The organism is Streptomyces sp. NPDC058683 (genome assembly GCF_042716195.1).
Lineage (GTDB): Bacteria > Actinomycetota > Actinomycetes > Streptomycetales > Streptomycetaceae > Streptomyces.
Map to the genome: position 1 here is coordinate 430385 of NZ_JBHXSK010000001.1, position 16318 is coordinate 446702.

Below are 16318 nucleotides of genomic sequence, written 5' to 3' on the forward strand. Positions count from 1 at the left end.
GGCGTTCACCTCACTTGTACATGGTCTGGTTCATGGTTCCGGGGGCGTAGGCGTCCGGGTCGACCCAGACGTTGATCAGCGACGGCTTGCCCGACTCCCTGGCCCGGCGCAGGGCGGGGCCGATGTCGGCGGGGTCGCGGACCTCCTCGCCGTACCCGCCCAGCATCTGGGCGAACTTGTCGTAGTGGACGTCGCCGAGGGTGTTGCCGACCCGCTCGCGCTCCTTGCCGTACTTGGCGGCCTGGCCGTAACGGATCTGGTTCATCGAGGAGTTGTTCCCGACGATCCCGACGAAGGGCAGGTCGTAGCGGACCAGCGTCTCGAAGTCCCAGCCGGTGAGGGAGAACGCGCCGTCGCCGAAGAGGGCGACGACCTCCTTGTCGGGGCGGGCCTGCTTGGCGGCGAGCACGAAGGGGACGCCGACGCCGAGGGTGCCGAGCGGGCCCGGGTCCATCCAGTGCCCGGGCGACTTGGGCTGCACGACCTGTCCGGAGAAGGTGACGATGTCGCCGCCGTCGCCGATGTAGATCGAGTCCTCGGTGAGGAAGTCGTTGATCTCGCTGACCAGGCGGTAGGGGTGGATGGGGGAGGCGTCCGAGCGGAGTTGAGGCAGCCGCTTCTCCAGTGCGGTCTGCTCGGCGGCGCGCAGCTCGTCGAGCCACTCCTTGCGCCTGGAAGCGCCCCCGTTGACCCTGCCGGAGGCGGCCTCGGTCACCGACTTCAGGACCAGGCCCGCGTCGCCGACGATCCCGAGGTCGATGTCCCGGTTCTTGCCGACCGTCCGGTAGTCGAGGTCGATCTGTACGACGGTCGCGGCGGGGGAGAGGCGCTTGCCGTAGCCCATGCGGAAGTCGAAGGGCGTGCCGACGATCACGATGACGTCGGCGTTGGAGAACGCGTACCGGCGGGAGAGCTGGAAGTGGTGCGGGTCGCCGGGCGGCAGGGTGCCGCGGCCGGCGCCGTTCATGTACGCCGGGATGTTGAGGGTGCGGACCAGCTCGATGGCGGCCGCGGTGCCCCGGGTCGTCCAGACCTGGCTGCCCAGCAGGATGGCCGGTTTCTCCGCGTGCACGAGCAGGTCGGCGAGCTTCTCGATCGCCTCCGGGTCGCCGGCCGAGCGGGTGGAGGCCCGGTAGGCGCCGGACCTGGGGATGCGTGCCTTCTCCGCCGGGACCTTGGCGTCCAGGACGTCGCGCGGTATCTCCAGGAAGGAGGGGCCGGGGGCGCCGTGGTAGCACTCGCGGAACGCCATGGAGACCATGTCGGCGGCGCGGGCGGTGTCCGGGACGGTCGCCGCGAACTTGGTGATCGGCGCCATCATGTCGACGTGCGGAAGGTCCTGAAGGGACCCCATCTTGTGCTGGGTGAGCGCGCCCTGGCCGCCGATCAGCAGCATCGGGGACTCCGCGCGGAAGGCGTTGGCGACCCCGGTGACGGCGTCGGTCGTCCCCGGTCCCGCGGTGACGACCGCGCATCCTGGCTTGCCGGTGATGCGTGCGTAGCCGTCGGCGGCGTGGGCCGCCACCTGCTCGTGGCGGACGTCGACGACTTCTATGCCCTCGTCTACGCAGCCGTCGTAGATGTCGATGATGTGGCCGCCGCAGAGGGTGTAGATGCGGTCGACCCCCTCGGCCTTGAGTGCCTTGGCAACGAGATGACCACCGGAAATCACGTCCTGGGTGTCGTCGGGCATGGCGAAGTCCTGTCCCTTCGTAGGGGGTGGGATGCCGTCTTCGTACATTGCATACAGTCGACGAATACTGTATGAAGCTTGTTATCCCGCATCCGGTGGGTGGTGTCCAGGGGGCGTGCGGCACTTTTCAGTCATCGGAGTTCGGCCTCTCGATGACTTCTGGATGACTTCGCAGACAGGAGCCGGAATGGACCTGTACGAACACCAGGCAAGGGAACTCTTCGAGGAACACGGCATCGTGGTGCCGAGGGCCGAGGTCACCGACTCGCCCAAGGAGGCGCGGGAGATCGCCCGCAGGCTCGGCGGCCGGGTCGTAGTGAAGGCGCAGGTCAAGACCGGTGGCCGGGGCAAGGCGGGCGGCGTCAAGCTGGCCGCCGACCCGGCCGCCGCGGAACTGACGGCCCGGCAGATCCTGGGCATGGACATCAAGGGGCACACGGTCGGCAAGGTGATGCTGGCCCAACCCGTTGAGATCGAGAGCGAGTTCTACGTCTCCTACGTCCTGGACCGCGCGGCGGGCGCCTTCCTCGCGATCGCCTCCGCCGAGGGCGGCATGGAGATCGAGGAGGTGGCCGCGACCCGTCCCGAGGCGGTGGCCCGGGTGCCCGTCGATCCCGCGGTGGGCGTCACCTCCGCCAAGGCCCAGGAGATCGCCGGGGCCGCAGGACTGCCCCCGCAGACGGTCGACGTCCTCGTACGGCTCTGGGAGGTGCTGGTCCGCGAGGACGCCCTGCTCGTCGAGGTGAACCCGCTCGTGCGGACCAAGGAGGGCCGGATCCTGGCGCTCGATGGCAAGGTCACCCTGGACGACAACGCCCGTTTCCGACAGGCCCGTTGGGGCGCCGACGAGGACGGGCACCACGACCCGCTGGAGGCGACGGCCGCCGCCAAGGGCCTCAACTACGTCAAGCTGGACGGCGAGGTCGGCATCATCGGCAACGGCGCCGGCCTGGTGATGTCCACCCTGGACGTGGTGGCCGGCTGCGGCGCGAGCCCCGCCGACTTCCTGGACATCGGCGGCGGAGCCTCCGCCCAGATCATGGCCGACGGGCTCTCGGTGATCCTCTCCGACCCGGCCGTGAAGTCGGTCTTCGTCAACGTCTTCGGCGGGATCACGGCGTGCGACGCGGTCGCCGACGGGATCGTGCAGGCCCTGGAGACCGTCCGGCTGACCAAGCCGCTGGTGGTCCGCCTCGACGGCAACAACGCGGCGCGCGGCCGGGCGATCCTCGACGGACGTGCGCACCCCCTGGTCGAACAGGCCACCACCATGGACGGCGCCGCCCGCCGCGCCGCCGAACTCGCCCACACCGCCTGAGGAGTCCGGACATGGCGATCTACCTGACCAAGGAGAGCAGGGTCCTCGTCCAGGGCATGACCGGCGGCGAGGGCATGAAGCACACCCGGCGGATGCTCGCCGCCGGGACGGACGTCGTCGGCGGGGTCAACCCGCGCAAGGCCGGCCAGACCGTCGAATTCGACGTCCCCCAGTGCCCGAACGGCCTGGGAGGTGCCCCCGTCGCGGTCCCGGTCTTCGGCACGGTCGCCGAGGGCATGGCCGCGACCGGCGCCGACGTCACGGTCGTCTTCGTGCCGCCCGCGTTCGCCAAGGCGGCGGTCCTGGAGGCCGCCGACGCCGGGATCGGCCTCGCGGTCGTGATCACCGAGGGCATCCCGGTCCACGATTCGGTGTCCTTCACGGCGTATGCGAAGCGGAACGGCACCCGGATCATCGGCCCCAACTGCCCCGGCCTGATCACCCCCGGCCAGTCCAACGCGGGCATCATCCCCGCCGACATCACCAAGCCCGGCCGGATCGGCCTCGTCTCCAAGTCGGGCACGCTGACCTACCAACTCATGTACGAGCTACGGGACATCGGCTTCTCCACCTGCGTGGGCATCGGCGGCGACCCGGTCGTCGGCACGAGCCACATCGACTGCCTGGCCGCCTTCCAGGAGGACCCCGACACCGAACTCGTCGTCCTCATAGGGGAGATCGGCGGCGACGCGGAGGAACGGGCCGCCGCCTACATCCGGGAGCACGTCACCAAGCCGGTCGTCGCTTACATCGCCGGGTTCACCGCGCCCGAGGGACGGACCATGGGCCACGCGGGCGCGATCGTCTCCGGTTCGGCCGGCACCGCGCGGGCCAAGCAGGAGGCGCTGGAAGCGGTCGGGGTGCGGGTGGGGAGCACACCGACCGAGACCGCCCGGCTGGTCCTCGACCTGCTGGACGCACGGCAGCCGGAAGGGAGCTGAGCCATGGCCCTCGGCGCTTCGATCCCGTTGGTCCACAAGCCCGGCACCGGGTGGCGCGACGCCTGGGCGCGCTGCCTCGCTCTCGCCCCCGAGGCCTTCGAGGACGAGCGTGTCCTCAACCTCTGGGCCGGCACCTGGCATCCTGACGGCCGGCCGCTGCCCGCCACCAGCCCCGTCGACGGCAGCCCCATCGCCGGCCCCCCACGGCTCGACCGCGGCACCGCGCACCGGGCCGTCCGCGCCTGCCTCGACCAGCACCGCGCCTGGCGGCACGTCCCGCTGGAAGAGCGCCGGGCCAGGGTGGCCGCCACCCTGGACGCCCTGACCGAACACCGCGAACTGCTCGCCCTGCTCCTGGTCTGGGAGATCGGCAAGCCCTGGCGGCTGGCCCAGGCGGACGTGGACCGGGCGATCGACGGGGTGCGCTGGTACGTCGACGGCATCGAGCCGATGCTCGCGGGGCGCGCCCCGCTGGACGGGCCGGTGTCCAACATCGCCAGCTGGAACTACCCGATGAGCGTGCTCGTTCACGCGGTCCTGGTGCAGGCCCTGGCGGGCAACGCGGTGGTGGCGAAGACCCCGACCGACGGCGGGGTCGCCTGCCTCACCCTGGCCTGCGCGCTGGCCGCCCGGGAGGGCCTGCCGGTCACGCTGCTGAGCGGCAGCGGGGGCGAGTTGTCCGAGGTGCTGGTGCGGGCGCCGGAGATCGGCTGCGTCTCCTTCGTCGGCGGCCGGGACACGGGAGCCGCGGTGGCCACCGCCGTCGCCGACCTCGGCAAGCGGCACGTCCTCGAACAGGAGGGGCTCAACACCTGGGGCATCTGGGACTTCACCGACTGGGAGGCATTCACCGCCGTCGTCCCCAAGCTCTTCGACTACGGCAAGCAGCGCTGCACCGCCTACCCGCGCTTCGTCGTCCAGCGCGAACTGTTCGACGAGTTCCTGACCGCCTACCTCCCGGCGGTCCGCGAACTGCGTGTGGGCCACCCCCTCGCGGTCGCCGACCCAGCGGACCCGCTCCCGGAGCTGGACTTCGGGCCGGTGATCAACGCGGCCAAGGCCAAGGACCTGACCGACCAGGTCGCCGAGGCCGTCGACCGCGGCGCCGTCCCGCTGCACCGCGGCCGCCCGGCCGACGCGCGCTTCCTGCCCGGCCAGGACACCTCGTCGTACGTGCACCCGGTCACCCTCCTCAACCCGCCCCGGTCCTCCCCCCTCCACCACGCGGAACCCTTCGGCCCGGTCGACACGATCGTCCTGGTCGACACGGAGGCCGAACTGCTGGCCGCCATGAACGCGTCCAACGGCGCACTGGTCGCCACCCTCTCCACCGACGACGAGGCCACCTTCGCGCGGCTGGCCCCGCAGATCCGCGCCTTCAAGGTCGGCCACGGCGCTCCGCGTTCACGCGGCGACCGGGACGAACTGTTCGGCGGCTTCGGCGCGTCCTGGCGGGGCGCCTTCGTCGGCGGCGAACTGCTGGTGCGCGCGGTGACACAGGGGCCGGTGGGGGAGCGGCTGCCGGGGAACTTCCCGGAGTACCAGCTCATGCCGTGAGGTCGAGCACCGGGGCCATGACCTCCTCGGCGAGCCGGCGGGCCACCCCCTGCGGGTAAGGGCGCGGCAGGTTCAGCACGATGTGGTTCATCCCGGCCCGGACGAGGGCGGTGACCGTCGCCCGGGTGGCCGCGGGTTCGTCGTACGACACCAGGACCTGGACCGAGCGGACGATCTCCGCAGGATCCCGGCCCAGTCCGGCGCAGTGCGCGTCCAGCACCCGGGCGCGCTCGGCGACGAACTCCACGGTGTTGTGCGGCGGTCCGGGCACGTTCCAGATGTCCGCGTGTTCGGCGACCAGCCGCAGCAGCCGGGTGCCCCAGCCGCCGACGAGCAGCGGGGGACCCGGACGCTGCACCGGTTTGGGTTCGTTGCGCGTGCCCCTGAGCCGGTAGTACCTGCCCTCGAAGTCGAAGACGTCCCGGGTCCACATCAGCCTGAGGATCCGTACGGTCTCGTCGAGCCGGGCGATGCCCTCGGCGGGCGGCACGAGGGTGAGGCCGTACGCCTCGTACTCGGCCACCGCCGGATTCTCGCCGGGGATCCCGCCCGCCCCCGGCGGCTGATGCGTCCCGCCGACCCCCAGACCCAGGACCAGCCGCCCGCCCGAGACCACGTCCACGGTGGAGGCCATCTTGCCGAGGAGGGCGGGCGGCCGGATCCGGTTGCCGGTCACCAGCAGGCCGAGCCGCAGCCGCTCGGTCTGCGCGGCCAGCGCGGCGAGCAGCGTCCAGCCCTCGTGGACGGCGCCGTCCCGCGGGCCGGCCACGGGCAGCAGATGGTCCCAGAGCCAGGCGTCCGAGATCTCCGGTATCGCGTCGGCTTCCTGCCAGACCCGGCGGATGTCGTCGTAGGGAACGTGCATGGGTGTCGTCTTGATGCCGAAACGCACGGTCGTCGTCATGGCCGTCAGCGTAGGGGATCGTCAGCTCTGCTGACGATCAGTTTTCGATATCGTCTACGGCATGGTCAGTGATCCCCTCGAATCCCGGCTGGGCTACCTGCTCAAGCACGTCCAGACCGAGCTGACGCGGAGTTCGGCCGAGGCGCTCGCGCCGTACGGCATGGACGGGCACGAACTGGTGGTGCTGGTGGTGCTGGCCGGGGCCGAGCCGCTGTCGCAGATCGAGGTGGCCGGGCGGCTCGGGGTCGATCGCACGACGATGGTGGCCCTGCTCGACAGCCTTGAGGGGCGAGGGCTGGTCGTGCGGCGGCGCAGTCCCCAGGATCGGCGGCGCAACATCGTCGAGCTGACCGACGCCGGGCGTGAGCGGATGGGGCGGGCCGAGGAGGCGCGGCTGGCGGCCGAGCGGCGGTTTCTCGCGCCGCTGGACGACGAGACGGCCGCGACGCTGGTGCGGGCCCTGCGCGCGTTGCTCCCGGCTCGGTAGCCGATCGGACACGCACGGTGAGGGGGTGTCCCACCTGCGGAGATGCCGACGGAAACGCAGGTGAAGGGCACTCCGAAAGCTTGGTATTGTTGTCCATGTCGCCGCGGGGAACACCCCCGGTCAGGCGGCAGACACCTGGTCCGGGTGGCGGAATGGCAGACGCGCTAGCTTGAGGTGCTAGTGCCCTTTATCGGGCGTGGGGGTTCAAGTCCCCCCTCGGACACATCACTGGCCCTGAGTACCGTTTCGCGGGCAGGGCAGACTGGCACCCGCTTCTGGCTTCTGGCCGGGCGCGGGTGTTCTTCGTTTTGGCAGGCTTCTGACTTCCTCGTCGCGGGTCTGTACGGTCATCGCGCTGCGGACCCGGATACGGGCGCGGGTGATCTCCCGTTTGGAGAGGATGCCGAGGAGGATCATGAGTTCTTCCTGGCCGGCGATCTGCGGGTCGATGGCGCCGCAGTTCCGGTACCCACACCTCCACCCCGTAGTGCTCAAACAGCGGGGCCATGGCTGAGAACTGGTTGCCGTAGAAGGCGCGTTCGCTGGAACCGACGATGACCGCATCGAAGTCCCGGGCCGGATCGGTAGAGCAGCGAGAGGCGCGCGCCACCATCGCCGCCTACGCCAACCACATCCAGGCATTGACCCTGCGTAACGCCGAACTCGAAGCGGAGAATGCCGCCCTGCGCGAAGCTCTCCACCAGCCCGGCGGCAACGTAGCCTCTCTCCCCGTGACGTCTTGAAGGCGGGCGTGGCGCCAGGGCTCAGGCGTTGAGCGCCTTGGTGAGGAAGCCGATCGCCTCTGGGTGACGGTGGCCGCGGCGGGTGCGCCGGCTGTTACGAGCGCCGGTCCGCTGGCCATCCCTGCGCGTCGAATACGGCGATGGGATCCAGGTAGTCGCGCCAGTGCGTCACCTTGCGGTCCTTGACGGTCACGACGGAGACGAAGCGGTTGTCGTAGGGCCGTCCCGTCACCGCCGACGTGCCGTGGACCTCGTACTCCAGGACGACCGTCGAGGTCTCGGGGTCCCGGTGAACGCGGAGGTTGTCCGCGCCGTGCAGCTTGATGTAGTCCCCGTAGTCGCTGTACAGGTCGATGATCCCCTGGCGTCCCTCGACCCGCCGGGGGTAGCCCGGCACGGTGATCACGTACTCGAAGACCACGTCCTCGGCGAGCAGGTCGTAGTAGTCCTCCCCGTCGACCAGGCCGTCCAGCCCCTCCTTGATGATGCGGAAGAACGGGCTGTTCGCCCCGAAGGGAGCCTTGTCGTCAACGGCCTTGGTCACTTCGCCTCCGGGGTCCAGGCGTGGGCGGTGCGCTCGGCGAACGCGCGGAAGGTGGTGGCCGGCCGGTCGGTGACCTTCTCGATGTCGCCGGTGGGCGTAGCACCGTTGCCGGCGATGACGCTGCCGGTGAGCCAGCGCATCATCACCGCGTAGTCGGCGGGGACTCCTGCGGCGAGCGCGCCGTTGATCCACGTTTCCTGGTCGATGTCGTGGTAAGCGACGGGGCGGCCGCTCACGGCGGCGATGATGTCCGCGACCTCCTGGAAGGTGAGGGCCTGCGGGCCGGTGAGCGAGTAGGTGGCGCCGGCGTGGGTTTCGGGGTCCAGCAGCGTCTGGGCCGCGACCGCCGCGATGTCGGCCGCGTCGACGAAGGCTTCCCTGCCGCCGGCGCTCGGGACCATGATCACTCCGTCGATCACCGGGAGGTGGTCGTCGGCGAAGTTCTGCATCACCCACGACGTGCGCAGGACCGAGTGCGTGATGCCGTGCCGGGACGCCAGATCGGCCTCGACGGCCGCGATGTCGACCTCCGTCGGCGCCTGGTCGGCGTTGTAGACGCTCAGGTAGGTGACGTGGCGCACGCTGGCCGCCTCGGCGAGGTCCAGGAAGGCCCTGACCTGGCCGGCGTAGCTGATACGCGCGGTGGGTGTCACCAGATAGAGGCGGTCAACGCCGTCCAGGGCGGCCTGGTGGGTGGCCGGGGCGTCCCAGTCGAACCGGACGTCCGCTTCGCTTCGTGCCGCGGTACGGGGGATGATCCCTCGCTGGGCGAGCGCGTCGGCCAGCAGCGAGCCGGTCCGGCCGGTGCCGCCGAGGATGAGTGCGATGGGTGCTTCGTTGTTCATGACTCCATGCTCGAAGCCCAGAGCGAGACAATCCATGCGTGATTTGCTCGGACTTTTACGTAAAGCTCTCACACCTTGACCCTGGATACTCGTGCTGGTCAAGCTGATCCCATGGACCTGCTAGCTGACCACCTGGTGCGGGCACGCGCCACCGGCGCGGTGTTCGCGCGGACGGTCGCCCAGCCGCCGTGGGGCCTGCGGCTGGGCGGTTCGATACAGCTGTCGGTACACACGGTCGTCCGCGGCCGCGGCTACCTCTGGCTGAACACCCCCGACAGCACCGTGGAGCTCATACCGGGAAGCGTCACCCTGGTACGCGGCGGACCGGACCACTACATCGGGCATGAGCCGGGCGCCGCCTGCCTGGAGCCGGAGGAGTTCCGGGCACGCCACGCCCAGTCGCGCCCCGGGGACAACCCGCAGGCCACCGTTTTCCTGTGCGGCGCCTACCAGTTCTCCGGCGATGTCGGCAGCGGGCTGCTGGACGCGCTGCCCCAGGTCATGACCCTCTCGGCGGCCGATGACGATCCGCTGCGGGACGTGATCACCTTGCTGTCCCGCGAACTGGTCCGCAACGAGCTCGCCCAGCAGATCGTCCTGGACCGCCTCCTGGATCTGCTGCTCGTCCTGGCCATCCGCAGCGACTTTCGTCGCAGTGCGACCGCACCGCGCTGGTACCGGGCGGCCGCGGACCCGCGGCTGGGAGCCGCGCTGCAAGCCATGCATGAGAACGCGGCCCACCCGTGGACGGTCCCTGAACTCGCCGCGGTCAGCGGCCTGTCCCGGGCCGCCTTCGCGCGGGTGTTCCGGGAGGCTCTCGGTCAGGCCCCCATGCAGTATCTGACCGAATGGCGCATGACCATCGCCCGCGACCACCTGCGCGCCGACGATCTCACCCTGCCCCAGATCGCCGACGCCGTCGGCTACGGCTCCCCCTTCGCCTTCGCCGCAGCCTTCCGCCGCCACCACGGAGAACCGCCCGGAACCTGGCGACAGAGGGAGCGAACGGCCGCCCAGACGCGACTGCTCACCACGCACCACGGCTCGTGAGCAGCGTCATGCAGGTCGCATAACGCCGTCCGGTGCTGTCGCGTCCGGCAGCCGGCTGCTCCCGCATTCGATCTCCGGGAACGAAGCCGCCAGGCTCGTGCCCCGCCGTGAGTGCAGCACTACCCGGCCCACGTCGATGCAGACCAGGGCCCGCCCTCCGTCCTGCTTCGGCTCACCCGCCCACCCCGGCGGCACGGCAGGATCGGACACAGGGGCGGCGAGTATCGGTTCCGGCAGTGTCCACGTCACAGCCCATGCCTTCCACCCAGCCCGCCCGTCGGCAGTCCGAGTGCGCGTACGCACCCGACTACCGGCCTGACCACGGCAGGTCAGCGCACTACAACACCTCGCCGGGGGCTGTGTGCTGAGCTCCTGGCGCACGTCCAGGCAGCGCAGCCGGACACCGGGCTGCCCGGATCCCGTGGCGTACGGTCTGATGTCGCGGTCGCCCACCGTCCGCAACGGATCTCACCGAACCCGGTGGTGCCGCCGGTACGGCCGAAAGATCTGAACCAATACCGGGAATCAGGCCGCGACGAGCTCCTGCTCGCGCTCCGGCGTCTTGACCTTGGGCTTCTTGTTCGGCAGCGAGAGCCGGAAGACCTTGTGCCACGCGGAGAACACCTGCTTGGGCAGTGGCCCGGTGACGTACTCCAGCTCGTACTTCTCGAACAGTGCGCGCACCTTCACCGCGACCTCGGCGTACCGGTTGCTCGGCAGGTCCGGGAAGAGGTGGTGTTCGATCTGGTGGGAGAGGTTGCCGGTCATGAAGTGCATGGCCTTGCTGCCGCTGATGTTCGCCGAGCCCATCATCTGGCGCAGGTACCACTGGCCGCGCGTCTCGCCCTTGATCGACCGGCGCTCGAAGACCTGCACGCCCTCGGGGAAATGCCCGCACATGATCACCGAGTGGGACCAGATGTTGCGGACCAGGTTCGCGGTGAACGTGGCGGCGAGCGTGGTGAGGAACGACGGGCCCGACAGCAGCGGGTGGATCACGTAGTCCTTGAGCACCTGCTTGCGGATCTTGCGGCCCACGGCCCTGGCCCGCGCGCGGAACTCCGGGTTCTTGCGGCGGCGCTTGTTCAGGTTCTTGCCCAGCTCCAGGTCGTACGCCGCGATGCCGTACTCGAAGAAGCATGCGTTGAGGAAGTTCCACAGCGGCTGGCCGAGGTAGATCGGGTGCCACCTCTGGTCCTCGTCGACGCGCATGATGCCGTAGCCGAGGTCGTTGTCCTTGCCGATCACGTTGGTGTACGTGTGGTGCAGCTCGTTGTGCGAGTGCTTCCACTGCTCGGCCGGCGAGACGTGATCCCACTCCCAGGTGGTGGAGTGGATCTTCGGGTCCCGCATCCAGTCCCACTGGCCGTGCAGGATGTTGTGCCCGATCTCCATGTTGTCCATGATCTTCGCCACGGACAGACCGGCGGTGCCGAGCAGCCACGCGGGCGGGAAGAACGAGAACAGCAGCACGCCCCGGCTGGCCAGTTCGAGCTTGCGCTGCGCCGAGATGACCTTGCGGATGTAGGCGGCGTCCTTCTCGCCGCGGCCGGCGATCACCTCGTCGCGGATCGCGTCCAGCTCGCGGCCGAGCTCCTCGATCTGCTCCGCGGTCAGGTGGGCGGTGGGGTCGATGGCGGTCAAGGTGCTCCTACCGTTCGATGTCGCAGGGGCCCGCCGCGGCGGACACGCAGGTCTGGATGAGGACGCCCGGCTCGGCCGCGGTGATCTCGCCGGTGCGCAGGTCGCGGACGGCGCCCGCCTTGAGCGGCGTGACGCAGCCGAAGCAGATGCCCATGCGGCACCCGGAGGGCATGAGCACGCCGGCCTCCTCGCCGATGTCCAGCAACGGCGTGGCGCCGTCCGCGTCGACGGTCTTGCCGGTGGCGCTGAACGTGACCTCACCGCCGTCGCCGGTGACGATGATGCCGGGGCGGAAGCGTTCGGTGTGCAGGCGCTCTCGTACGCCGTGCTCGCTCCAGTGCCCTTCGGCGGCGTCGAGCAGGCCCGTGGGCCCGCAGGCCCAGGTCTCGCGCTCAGCCCAGTCGGGCACGAGTTCATCGAGACGGGCGATGTCGAGCGTGCCGTCCGTGTCGGTGTGCACCTCGGTGAGCCGCAGCTTCTTGTCCGCGACCAGGTCGTGCAGTTCGTTGCGGAAGATCACGTCGTGCGGCTGCGGCGCGCAGTGGACCATGACGACGTCGTCGAACTCGGAGTCGCGCAGCATGCCCATCACGGGCGTGATGCCGCTGCCGGCCGTCAGATAGAGCACCTTGGCGGGCTTGGCCTTCGGCAGCACGAAGTCACCGGTCGCCTGGTCGAGTTGGATCAGCGTGCCCGGTCTGGTCCTGCGGACCAGGTGGTTGCTGACCTTGCCGTCCGGGATCGCCTTCACGGTGATCGTGACGCGGCCGTCCTGGCGGTCGGTCGGCGAGGTGAGGGAGTAGGCACGCCACAGGCGCACCCCGTCGACGTCGACCCCGATCCGCACGTACTGACCGGCCGTGTGGCCGCGCCAGCCCCGTCCCGGCCTGATCACGATGGTCGCGGCGTCACCCGTCTCGGGGTGCACGGCCTCGATGCGCCCACGCAGGTCGGCGCCCGCACGCAGGGGGCTGACCAGGTCGAGGTAGTCCGACGGCAGCAGCGGCGTCGTGACCATCTCCAGCAGTTTCCACGCCCTGCTGCGAAGGGCTGCACTCGTCATGGCTCCAGCTTGCTGCGCCTCAGGGCGTAAAGTCCTGACCGCAGGACGTGAATCTGGTCGGCTGAATTGTTCGCAGGGAACAAAAACGTGAGCCATGCAATCGAGAGGGCCAGCGAACTGGCCCTGGATGAGACGACGGTCACCGCACTTCGGGCCGCGCTGACGAGCACCGCCGATGAGGTCGTCCAGGCGATCATCGACGAGGTCCCTCCCTACGCCAACGCCCTTTCGGGCCGCATGGGCGTCACCATCCGCCGAGCCGTCCGCACCGCCCTGGGGAACTACCTGGACCTCGCGAGCGGGAACGCCACAGGCGGCGACGCCGGTGACGCAGCCTACGAGCTGGGCCGTGGCGAGGTCCGGGACGGCCGTTCGATGGACGCCCTGCTCAGCGCCTACCGCGTCGGTGCCCGCGTGGCCTGGCGATGCCTGGCGGCAGGTGCCGTACCCGCGGGTCTGCCGGCCGCCGAGGTCGCCAAGTTCGCCGAGCTGACCTTCGCCTACATCGACGAGCTCTCCGCCGCGAGCGCCGCGGGCCACGCCGACGAACTGGCCGCCCGGGGCAGGGCCCAGGAGCGCCACCTGGAGCACCTGGCCCGCGACCTCCTCGCCGGCGCGAGCCCGGACGTGCTGCTGGCCTCTGTTCAACGGGCCGGGTGGCAGCCTCCGGTTTCGCTGACCGCGGTCCTGCTGCCCGCCGCCCAGGCCCGGCCTGCCTACCGCACGCTCGACCCGAGCACCCTCGTCCTCGACGATCTGCCGGACGCCACCGGTGTGCTGCTCGTCCCCGATGCCGACCGATCACATCTCTTGCGGCAGCTCACCGACCGCACCGCCGTGGTCGGCCCGGCCCGGCCATGGGCTCGCGCGTCCGCCTCGTACGCACGAGCCGCACGCGCGCGCTCCCTCTCCTCCGATATTCGCGACACCGAGGACCACCTGCCCGAGCTGGTGCTGAGCGCCGACGCGGCCGCGTTCGCAGACCTGCGTGCCCGAGCCCTCGCACCGTTGCGGACCTTGCCTGTCGCCACCGCACGGCGGCTGGAGGAGACGTTGCGGGCGTGGCTGCTGCACCAGGGCAGGCGGGACGAGGTGGCGGCGGCGTTGTTCGTCCATCCCCAGACAGTCCGATACCGGATGTCGCAGCTGCGGGAGCTGTTTCCGGATCTCGCATCGCCACACCGGGTCCTTGAACTGACGCTGGCGGTCGGTCTTCGGGTCAGCTGACGCGTACTTCGACCGTCCACGGCCGCGTCCGCGAGCGGTCCAGGAATCGTGCCTCGTTCTCGGTGCCATCAGCTGGCTCATGCGGCGCGGGAAGATCGGTATCAGCCGGCTGAGACCGGGGGTTGATGTGAAGACCGGACAAGGCCTCGGGAAGCCCGTCGGGGGCGTTGTCTCTGAGAAGCGCGGTGACAGATACGGCTCGACTGGATCCGGTGGACGATGCGCTCCGGCCCGCTCGTCGACGCGCTCATCGAGCATCAGGTCGATGAGCTGGGCCGCTACGCCCTGGAAAACGGCTTTCATGTCGTCGTGGAGGGCGCTGTCCTGGCACGGGCTGACCCACGGGCGCGCGGCGGGCTGCAGCTGGGTGACCGGCGGGGCGGCCAGGCCGGGTCACCAGGGGCGGGGGCCGGGCCGCTCCCGCCGGGGACCACCGTGGTTCTGCGACGGCCCCGTGCCTCCCTTCCGACAGGTCAACCGGACGACCAACCGGGTCGGCCTGGCACACCGCTCGAGGGATGATGGGGATGGAATGACGGAACGTGAGGTCAGGAGTATCCATGACGAAGCGGGTTCACCGACCCCGTGAGGACGCGGAGTTCAATTTCATCCTCGGGATGAGCGGAGTTCCGGTCCTCGCATACTTCACAGGGACATGGCCCAAGGCAATCGACCCCTGCCGGGTGATGGACCGCGTCGTGGATGGCATCGCCGACGACTACACGGGCCGCCTGACGGCCGTCCGCGCCGACATCACGCGTTGTCCGGCCGCAACCGAGCGATACGGGATCACCGGAGCCCCGTCCTACGTCCTGCTGAAGGAGGGAGAGGCGGTGGCGCACGGCACGGGGCCTATGACCACCGCCGAGGTACGAAGTTCCTGGACGGCCACCTCTGAGCGGCCGCTGCGGCACGTGGCCGCGACGCCCGTCACGTCTCGTCTATGGGAGCTGCGCCGCCTGAGACACCTTGGGGCTGAGACACCCCACGGGTCACATAATGCCGTCCAGGGCGGTGCCCACCGGCAACTGGTCGAGCGCTGCCGCCCGGATATCAGGGAACGCCGGCGTCATGTCCGTGCCGCGACGGGAGCGCAGCACGACCCGGTCGCTCGTGACGACGGCGAGCTGGACGGGAGAGCGTGGAGCAGGGTCAGCGGGTCGGTCGGCCGCCGCGGGTTCTGACCTTTCGCAGCGAAGATTGAGCGGCACTGCGCGGCGAGCACGGGCTGCCCTGTGAGCTGCCAGCCGTGGCGTGATGTACGGCCGCATACGGCCGACCGACCCGCACCGGCGCATCGGCTCCGGTACGGGCCCTGGCCCGGTCAGAACCGGAACGCCGATGTCACGACATGAAGATCACGGAGCGGAACTCCATGCCCGCGCCTCCCTCGCCGACCTCTTTGGCCAGGACGTATTCCGTGCCCTCGCAGTCTGGTTCCGCGTAGACATAGGCCTTGTCGTCCGTGCGGTTATAGGGCGAGTGCGCGGGCTTCTCGGCGTCCGGGTCGTCCGCTTGCTCGATGTTGTGGCAAACGTTGCTCTTAGGATCTTCGAGCCTGTCCCTGAGCGTATTTCCGGCCGAGTCGACGTAGCTGTAGGTGAAGGTGCCGACGGTGGCGTGGGCGGAGCCGGGGGTGGCGACGAGCAATGTCAGGGTGCTGATGGCGGCAAAGGCGATGGCGCGTAGACGCAACAAAGTGGGGTCCTTACGTGGAGGGGGGCTTGCTCAGGCGCTTCCGGGTTATCCGGAAAAGCCGCTGGTAGGCCGTGTTTCCCCTGAACGGGGCGGGAGAAATGTCTTCCGTGCCCATGCGGGCTGTCCTGGCGCGGGCATCGTCCGCGCCAGGGGCGGCTACAGGGTGCCGGTGACGTTGGTGGCAGTCACCACTACGCCCGTGATCAGGTTCTGGGCCGTGGCGACGGCCGAGGCGGCAGCGGTGCGACGCATGGCGAAGTGCCTTTCAAAAAAGGGAAGATGGCGCTCAACTCAGCAACCGGAGCGAGCCGTTCCCCTCAACGGCCCGAGGCGATGATCGGACACGTCCCCTCACTCGTACGAGCAGACAGAACCGGAAGCGGTGGTTCGATCCGTGTGTGGCGCCGTCATCTGGCTTTGCGACATCAACCGGTCTCCTCCAGTAACACCGGCCGCCGGGTGTCGGCAATCCACAGTGCCCCGGCTGTCCGCCGCCGGCTCTCGCCTGCTACTGAACCTGAAAGCGTGATGTCGGTCCCGTTCGTCGGACATCGGGCCCTCCGAGCCGGTAGTCCAGTGCGGGTGAGGTATGCACAGGGCGGCG

General features: G+C 69.8%; 15 protein-coding genes, 1 tRNA gene and 1 pseudogene. 9 read left to right on the forward strand and 8 right to left on the reverse strand.

The annotated features are described in order from the left end of the window. Nucleotides 1-10: 10 nt before the first annotated feature. Nucleotides 11-1693 (reverse strand): thiamine pyrophosphate-binding protein, encoded by a 1683-nt coding sequence (locus ACFWXC_RS02045; protein ID WP_384471505.1) that lies wholly within the window; start codon nucleotides 1691-1693, stop codon nucleotides 11-13. Between the two features lie 187 nt (nucleotides 1694-1880). On the opposite strand from ACFWXC_RS02045, the gene sucC reads away from it, so the two are divergent. The 3 genes from sucC to ACFWXC_RS02060 are packed head-to-tail and all read left to right on the forward strand — an operon-like array spanning nucleotide 1881 to nucleotide 5509. Further along, nucleotides 1881-3011, forward strand: coding sequence for an ADP-forming succinate--CoA ligase subunit beta (gene sucC / locus ACFWXC_RS02050; protein ID WP_384471508.1), 1131 nt, complete (start codon nucleotides 1881-1883; stop codon nucleotides 3009-3011). Between the two features lie 11 nt (nucleotides 3012-3022). Further along, the gene (gene sucD / locus ACFWXC_RS02055; protein WP_384471511.1) at nucleotides 3023-3952 is read left to right on the forward strand and encodes a succinate--CoA ligase subunit alpha; all 930 of its coding nucleotides are present in this window, start codon (nucleotides 3023-3025) and stop codon (nucleotides 3950-3952) included. A gap of 3 nt (nucleotides 3953-3955) precedes the next feature. Beyond that, nucleotides 3956-5509: an aldehyde dehydrogenase family protein gene (locus ACFWXC_RS02060; protein WP_384471514.1), complete on the forward strand. Its 1554-nt coding sequence runs from the start codon at nucleotides 3956-3958 to the stop codon at nucleotides 5507-5509. Here the strand turns inward: ACFWXC_RS02060 and ACFWXC_RS02065 are convergent. Beyond that, nucleotides 5499-6413, reverse strand: a complete 915-nt coding sequence (locus ACFWXC_RS02065) for an LLM class flavin-dependent oxidoreductase (RefSeq protein WP_384471516.1) — start codon at nucleotides 6411-6413, stop codon at nucleotides 5499-5501. The two genes, ACFWXC_RS02060 and ACFWXC_RS02065, sit on opposite strands and share 11 nt — an antisense overlap. A gap of 61 nt (nucleotides 6414-6474) precedes the next feature. Between ACFWXC_RS02065 and ACFWXC_RS02070 the strand changes: the two genes are divergently transcribed. Further along, on the forward strand, nucleotides 6475-6900 hold the full coding sequence (locus ACFWXC_RS02070) for a MarR family winged helix-turn-helix transcriptional regulator (protein WP_384471519.1): 426 nt from the start codon (nucleotides 6475-6477) through the stop codon (nucleotides 6898-6900). 138 nt (nucleotides 6901-7038) lie between these two features. Further along, nucleotides 7039-7123, forward strand: a tRNA-Leu gene (locus ACFWXC_RS02075). Nucleotides 7124-7125: 2 nt separating this feature from the next. On the opposite strand, the gene ACFWXC_RS02080 is transcribed toward ACFWXC_RS02075, so the two are convergent. Further along, nucleotides 7126-7317: a hypothetical protein gene (locus ACFWXC_RS02080; protein WP_384471522.1), complete on the reverse strand. Its 192-nt coding sequence runs from the start codon at nucleotides 7315-7317 to the stop codon at nucleotides 7126-7128. A gap of 137 nt (nucleotides 7318-7454) precedes the next feature. On the opposite strand from ACFWXC_RS02080, the gene ACFWXC_RS02085 reads away from it, so the two are divergent. Continuing rightward, a complete protein-coding gene (locus tag ACFWXC_RS02085; protein WP_384471525.1) occupies nucleotides 7455-7643 on the forward strand; it encodes a hypothetical protein in 189 nt (62 codons plus the stop codon). A 94-nt stretch (nucleotides 7644-7737) separates the two neighbouring features. Here ACFWXC_RS02085 and ACFWXC_RS02090 read toward each other — a convergent pair whose 3' ends face one another. Then, entirely contained in the window at nucleotides 7738-8187 is a 450-nt protein-coding gene (locus tag ACFWXC_RS02090; RefSeq protein WP_384471528.1) for a nuclear transport factor 2 family protein, read from the reverse strand. Beyond that, on the reverse strand, nucleotides 8184-9032 hold the full coding sequence (locus tag ACFWXC_RS02095; RefSeq protein WP_384471531.1) for an NmrA family NAD(P)-binding protein: 849 nt from the start codon (nucleotides 9030-9032) through the stop codon (nucleotides 8184-8186). The genes ACFWXC_RS02090 and ACFWXC_RS02095 overlap by 4 nt, the downstream gene beginning before the upstream one ends. A 111-nt stretch (nucleotides 9033-9143) precedes the next feature. Here ACFWXC_RS02095 and ACFWXC_RS02100 point away from each other — a divergent pair, with 111 nt between their 5' ends. Next, nucleotides 9144-10082, forward strand: a complete 939-nt coding sequence (locus ACFWXC_RS02100) for an AraC family transcriptional regulator (protein ID WP_217558096.1) — start codon at nucleotides 9144-9146, stop codon at nucleotides 10080-10082. Between the two features lie 525 nt (nucleotides 10083-10607). Here the strand turns inward: ACFWXC_RS02100 and ACFWXC_RS02105 are convergent. Both ACFWXC_RS02105 and ACFWXC_RS02110 read right to left on the reverse strand, forming a co-directional pair. Beyond that, nucleotides 10608-11726, reverse strand: coding sequence for a fatty acid desaturase family protein (locus tag ACFWXC_RS02105; protein ID WP_384471534.1), 1119 nt, complete (start codon nucleotides 11724-11726; stop codon nucleotides 10608-10610). 7 nt (nucleotides 11727-11733) lie between these two features. Beyond that, the gene (locus ACFWXC_RS02110) at nucleotides 11734-12789 is read right to left on the reverse strand and encodes a ferredoxin reductase (RefSeq protein ID WP_384471536.1); all 1056 of its coding nucleotides are present in this window, start codon (nucleotides 12787-12789) and stop codon (nucleotides 11734-11736) included. An 87-nt stretch (nucleotides 12790-12876) separates the two neighbouring features. On the opposite strand from ACFWXC_RS02110, the gene ACFWXC_RS02115 reads away from it, so the two are divergent. Next, nucleotides 12877-14016 carry a helix-turn-helix domain-containing protein gene (locus ACFWXC_RS02115; RefSeq protein ID WP_384471539.1) on the forward strand — a complete coding sequence of 380 codons (1140 nt, stop codon included), beginning with the start codon at nucleotides 12877-12879 and terminating at the stop codon, nucleotides 14014-14016. Nucleotides 14017-14576: 560 nt separating this feature from the next. Then, nucleotides 14577-14914 (forward strand): annotated as a pseudogene (locus ACFWXC_RS02120) (thioredoxin family protein). A gap of 446 nt (nucleotides 14915-15360) precedes the next feature. Here ACFWXC_RS02120 and ACFWXC_RS02125 read toward each other — a convergent pair. Further along, complete coding sequence (locus tag ACFWXC_RS02125) at nucleotides 15361-15714, reverse strand: hypothetical protein (protein WP_384471542.1); 354 nt, start codon at nucleotides 15712-15714, stop codon at nucleotides 15361-15363. Nucleotides 15715-16318: the final 604 nt, after the last annotated feature.

Coding starts and splice junctions, on each gene's coding strand:
- ACFWXC_RS02100 (WP_217558096.1), top strand. CDS start 9,144: ATGGACCTGCTAGCTGACCACCTGGTGCGGGCACGCGCCACCGGCGCG.
- ACFWXC_RS02080 (WP_384471522.1), bottom strand. CDS start 7,317: ATGATCCTCCTCGGCATCCTCTCCAAACGGGAGATCACCCGCGCCCGT.
- ACFWXC_RS02070 (WP_384471519.1), top strand. CDS start 6,475: ATGGTCAGTGATCCCCTCGAATCCCGGCTGGGCTACCTGCTCAAGCAC.
- ACFWXC_RS02045 (WP_384471505.1), bottom strand. CDS start 1,693: ATGCCCGACGACACCCAGGACGTGATTTCCGGTGGTCATCTCGTTGCC.
- sucC (WP_384471508.1), top strand. CDS start 1,881: ATGGACCTGTACGAACACCAGGCAAGGGAACTCTTCGAGGAACACGGC.
- ACFWXC_RS02060 (WP_384471514.1), top strand. CDS start 3,956: ATGGCCCTCGGCGCTTCGATCCCGTTGGTCCACAAGCCCGGCACCGGG.
- ACFWXC_RS02085 (WP_384471525.1), top strand. CDS start 7,455: ATGACCGCATCGAAGTCCCGGGCCGGATCGGTAGAGCAGCGAGAGGCG.
- ACFWXC_RS02095 (WP_384471531.1), bottom strand. CDS start 9,032: ATGAACAACGAAGCACCCATCGCACTCATCCTCGGCGGCACCGGCCGG.
- ACFWXC_RS02065 (WP_384471516.1), bottom strand. CDS start 6,413: ATGACGACGACCGTGCGTTTCGGCATCAAGACGACACCCATGCACGTT.
- sucD (WP_384471511.1), top strand. CDS start 3,023: ATGGCGATCTACCTGACCAAGGAGAGCAGGGTCCTCGTCCAGGGCATG.
- ACFWXC_RS02110 (WP_384471536.1), bottom strand. CDS start 12,789: ATGACGAGTGCAGCCCTTCGCAGCAGGGCGTGGAAACTGCTGGAGATG.